This is a genomic window from Bradyrhizobium sp. PRIMUS42 (assembly GCF_023006515.1).
Taxonomy (GTDB): Bacteria; Pseudomonadota; Alphaproteobacteria; order Rhizobiales; family Xanthobacteraceae; genus Bradyrhizobium.
On sequence record NZ_JALBGZ010000512.1, the window covers coordinates 1 to 4,715 of the forward strand.

The 4,715-nt window shown below is 65.3% G+C and carries 3 protein-coding genes; all 3 read left to right on the forward strand.

Going from position 1 to position 4,715, the window contains the following annotated elements; translation table 11 throughout:
* On the forward strand, positions 1–569 hold a 569-nt coding region (locus tag MOV75_RS28055), incomplete at its 5' end, for an EAL domain-containing protein (RefSeq protein WP_247006974.1).
* Between the two features lie 297 nt (positions 570–866).
* Positions 867–2,165 carry an MFS transporter gene (locus tag MOV75_RS28060; RefSeq protein WP_246925048.1) on the forward strand — a complete coding sequence of 433 codons (1,299 nt, stop codon included), beginning with the start codon at positions 867–869 and terminating at the stop codon, positions 2,163–2,165.
* Between the two features lie 159 nt (positions 2,166–2,324).
* Positions 2,325–4,715: EAL domain-containing protein (locus tag MOV75_RS28065; protein ID WP_247006975.1), on the forward strand; the 2,391-nt coding region annotated here is incomplete at its 3' end.

A 4,715-nucleotide genomic window follows, 5' to 3' on the forward strand; every position in this document is an offset into this window, starting at 1 on the left:
AGTTCGTGCTGCGGCGCGCCTGCGCGGACGCGGCCGGCTGGCCCTCCGGTCTCGCGGTCGCCGTCAACCTGTCGCCGATCCAGTTCAAGGAAGCCGAGCTGTTCGAAATGATCTGTGCGGCGCTCGCCGATTCCGGTCTGCCGCCCCAGCGGTTGGAGATCGAGATCACAGAATCCGTGCTGCTGGAGCGCGGCAGCGAGAACCACGCCTTCATGCAGCGGTTGAAGCAGCTCGGCATTGAACTCGCGCTCGACGATTTCGGTACCGGCTATTCCTCGCTCAGCTATTTGACGGCGTTCCCGTTCGACAAGATCAAGATCGACAAGTCGTTCATCCGCAACCTCACACATCAGCCGCGCAGCTCCGCCATCATCTCCGCGATCGTGACGCTGGCGCGGGGGCTGGACATGTCGGTCACCGCGGAGGGCGTCGAAACCCGCGAGGCGTTCGACCGGCTGAAGGCGCTCGGCGTCAATTTCGCGCAAGGTTATCTGTTCGGCCGCCCGCAGCCGATCGAGCGGATCCTGTTCGATGCGCCCGTCAAACCCTCACGGCGCGACGCCGCCTGAGCGCGCCCCCTTCGTGTTCGTTGAAAGAGATCGTCATGACCGGGCTTGTCCTGGCTTGTCCCGGGCATCCACGTTCTTTGTGACGGGTAGTATGGCGTGGATGGCCGGGACATAGGCGAACGCAAGCGACGCCGTCCTTTGGACGGCTACGCCCGGGCATGACGCTGCGGAAGCTTCGGCGCTCAGACCCTGACATCATATGCGGGCCTACCGCTCAAGTGGCATGCGCGAAAAGCGCTTGACCCGGACACCCTCAGATGGTCGGAAGGACCGTCTAGGGATGAAATAAGCACAAACATGCGGCTTCCGTTCTTCTACGGCTGGGTCGTGGTCGTCGTGACCTTCGTCACCATGGCCATCGGCGTCAACGCGCGTACCGCCTTTTCACTGTTCTTTCCTCCCATTATCTCCGAATTCGGCTGGGAGCGTGGCGTCACCGCCGGCGCCTTCTCCTTCGGCTTCGTGGTGTCGGGTGTGGTCAGTCCCCTGATCGGACGCCTGATGGATCGCGCCGGCCCGCGCGCTGTGATGGAGCTCGGTGTCGTGCTGATGGGCGGCGGGTTGCTGCTTGCCCCTCTCACCAGCACGCCCTGGCATCTCTATGTCACCATCGGCGTCATGGTCGGCGCCGGCTCGGTGTGTCTCGGCTATTCCGGCCAGTCGCTGTTCCTGCCGAACTGGTTCCTCCGCAAGCGCGGCTTCGCCATCGGCATCGCCTTTGCCGGCGTCGGCATCGGATCGGTGACGCTGCTGCCCTGGGTGCAGCACATGATCGAGCAGACCGGCTGGCGTACGGCCTGCACCGCGATGGGGCTGCTCGTCCTGATCGTGCTGGCGCCGATCAATTTGTTGCTGCACAAGCGTCCCGAGGATATCGGCCTGCAGCCGGACGGTGATGCCGCGCCGATTGAGGGAGCGGCAAAGCCCGTCTCCAACGTCGTCGATCCCGTCTGGGTCAATACCGAATGGACCCTGAAGCGCGCCGTCGCGACCGCACGATTCTGGTGGATCGCGCTCGGCTATTTCTGCGGTCTGTACATCTGGTACGCGGTGCAGGTGCACCAGACCAAATTCCTGCTCGACATCGGCTTCAGCTCCGGCGTCGCGGTGTGGGCGCTCGGCATCGTCAGCCTGCTCGGCATTCCCGGCCAGATCCTGCTCGGCCACGTCTCCGACCGGATCGGGCGGGAATGGGTGTGGGCGATCAGCTGCGCGGGCTTTGCGATCTGCTTTGCGGCGCTGATGGCACTGAAGTTCCAGCCGTCGCTGTGGCTGGTCTATGTGATGGTGTTCGCGCAAGGCGCGCTCGGCTACGGCCTCACCTCGATCATGGGCGCGGTGGTGTTCGAGATTTTCCAGGGCAGGCACCAGGGCAGCATTTTCGGAACGATCATGCTGGCGGCGCTGGCGGGCGGTGCCGCTGGTCCCTGGATGACCGGCTTCCTCTACGATCGCGCCGGCGACTATACGCTCGCCTTCGGCATCGCGATGGTCGTGAGCGGATTGTCGGCGCTCTCGATCTGGCAGGCTGCGCCGCGCAAGGTGCGGGCCGTGGCCGGCCGGCTGCACGAGCTCCAGGGCCGAACCGCGGAGTGAGTTCCCGACACACCGCATTACCTGCGCTTCTTTCGCCGAAGGTTAAGCATGTCGCGGCTTGGCAAGGGCGGACGGGGATTGCAAAAACGTCTTGGACACCATCGGAGCGTTAGCCTCGGGTCGACTGCCGTTTCTTCCCGATGCTCCTCGGTCCAAATGATGTCTACCTCCGATTGCCTTGTGACGGAAATGCCGGACGTGCTGTTGGCCGCGCTGGAACGCGTCGACGACGCCATTGTCATTGTCGACAGCGCGCGGCGCGTCACGCATTTCAACGCCGGTGCCGAGCGGATCTGGAAGCTTGCGCGCACCGACGTGCTCGGCCGCGGTGTCGACATTCTCGCCTTGAAGTGTCTTCAGGACGATTCGATCGCAGAGTGCCGCGACGAGATCAGCCTCACACGGCCCGACGGCAGCCGGATCCGGGCGGCCGTCTCGCTTTCGTCCTTCGCAAGCGGCGGCGTGACCCATCGCGTCGTGTTCGCGCGCGACGTTACCACCGAAGCGGAACGCCGCGCGCGGATCGCGCTGCTCGACGCCGTCTCGGATCAGACCAACCGCGCCGTGCTCATCACCGACACCGAGCTCGACATCCGCTACACCAATGCAGCGTTTACCTCGCTGTTCGGCTATTCCGCCGCGGAAGCTGAGGGGCGGGGGGCGACTGATCTGCTAGCCGGCCGTCACACCAACCGCAAAGCGCTGACGACGATCGGACGGCGTCTCGTCAAGGGCGGTCCGGGCGGTGAAGCCGAGGTCCTGATCTATACCAAGGACGGCGAGGAGATCTGGGTCAGCGCCCGGATCGATGCCTTCCGCGACAGGAAGGGCCGGGTCAAGCACATCTTCGCGCTGCTGGACGACATCACCGAGACCAAGCAGCTGCGCTCGCTCCAGCAGCTCATCATGAGCGCACTCGCCGACGAGGTGCCGATCGGCGAGATCGCCGACCGGCTCTGTGGCCGTGTCGAGGAGATCGCGCCCGACGTGGTCTGTTCGCTGCTTCACGTCGATGCCGCGGGCCTGATCCACCCGCTCGGCGGTCCCAGCCTGCCTGAGGACTATTCGCGCGCATTGGACGGTGTTGCGATTGGCCCCAATGTCGGCTCCTGCGGCACCGCCGCCTTCTATGGTGAGCCGGTGCTGGCAACCGATCTTGATACCGATCCCCGCTGGCAGCCTTACAAGGCCATGCCGCTGTCGATCGGCCTGCGGGCTTGCTGGTCGACCCCGGTCAAGGCCAAGGACGGCCGGGTCATCGCGACGTTCGCTTTCTACTACCGGGAGCCCCGTGCGCCGAGCAACTGGCACCGGCGCATCGTCGAGGCCTGCGTCAATCTCGGCGCCTTCGCGATCGAGCGCAAGGAAGCGCGCGCCGAGATCGCGCGGCTCGCCTATCACGACATCCTCACCGGCCTGCCGAACCGCGCGCAATTGCGGCACCTCATCACCACCGCGATCGATGCCTGCCCGACCGGCAGCCATGTGGCGCTGGCCTTCCTCGACGTCGATCATTTCAAGGACGTCAACGACACGTTGGGGCACGCTGCCGGCGACGAACTCCTGATCCAGCTCGCGCAACGCCTGCGCGAGCGGATTGGCCCTGAAGATATGCTGGGACGGCTCGGCGGCGACGAGTTTGTCATTCTGCTGCCGCAACGCAACGCCGAGAGCGCCAAGCGCGTCGCGGCAGGAATCACCGAAGCGCTGACCGCACCCTTGAAGCTCGGATCGAAGCTGATGCCGATGTCGGTCAGCATCGGCATCAGCCTGTATCCCGACCATGCCACCGACATCGACACGTTGATGCAGCAGGCCGACGCCGCCATGTACATGGCCAAGCAGGCCGGACGCTCGACCCATCGCATTTTCAGCGCGGAGATGAATGGGCTCACCGAGCAGCGGCTGGCGCTGATCGCAGCGCTGCGCCGCGCCATCGCGGAAGGCGCGCTGAGCCTGAGTTACCAGCCGCAGATCCGCAGCTGTGACGGCGCCATCCACGGTGTCGAGGCGCTGTCGCGCTGGCGTGATGCCGTGCTCGGCGACGTCTCGCCGGCAAAGTTCATCCCGCTTGCCGAGGAGTGCGGTCTGATCGAGCAGATCGGCCTGTGGTCGGTGCGCGAGGCCTGCCGCCAGATGGCGAGCTGGCGCCGCGCCGGACTCAACATTCCCTGCGTCTCGGTGAACCTGTCGCCGATCAATTTCCGTAACGTCACCCTGGCCGCACGGCTCAGGGACATCCTCGCCGAATGCGATCTGTCGGCGGACGCTTTGATGCTGGAGATCACCGAGGGCGTGTTCATGCAGGACAGCGTCGCGGCGCTGGAGACGATGAACGCGATCCGGGAGCTCGGCGTCGGCCTCTCCGTGGACGATTTCGGCACCGGCTATTCGAGCCTCAGCCGGCTCGCGCATCTGCCGATCCGCGAGTTGAAGATCGACCGCAGTTTCATGCGCGACATCGAGAAAGACGCGGGCGCGCTTGCGATCGCCACCGCCGTGGTGCGCGTCGGCCAGGGCCTCGGCATGACCGTCGTCGGCGAGGGCGTC

What these genes read in the sequence shown, in the direction of transcription:
- MOV75_RS28060 (WP_246925048.1), top strand. Translation starts at nt 867, where the DNA reads ATGCGGCTTCCGTTCTTCTACGGCTGGGTCGTGGTCGTCGTGACCTTC.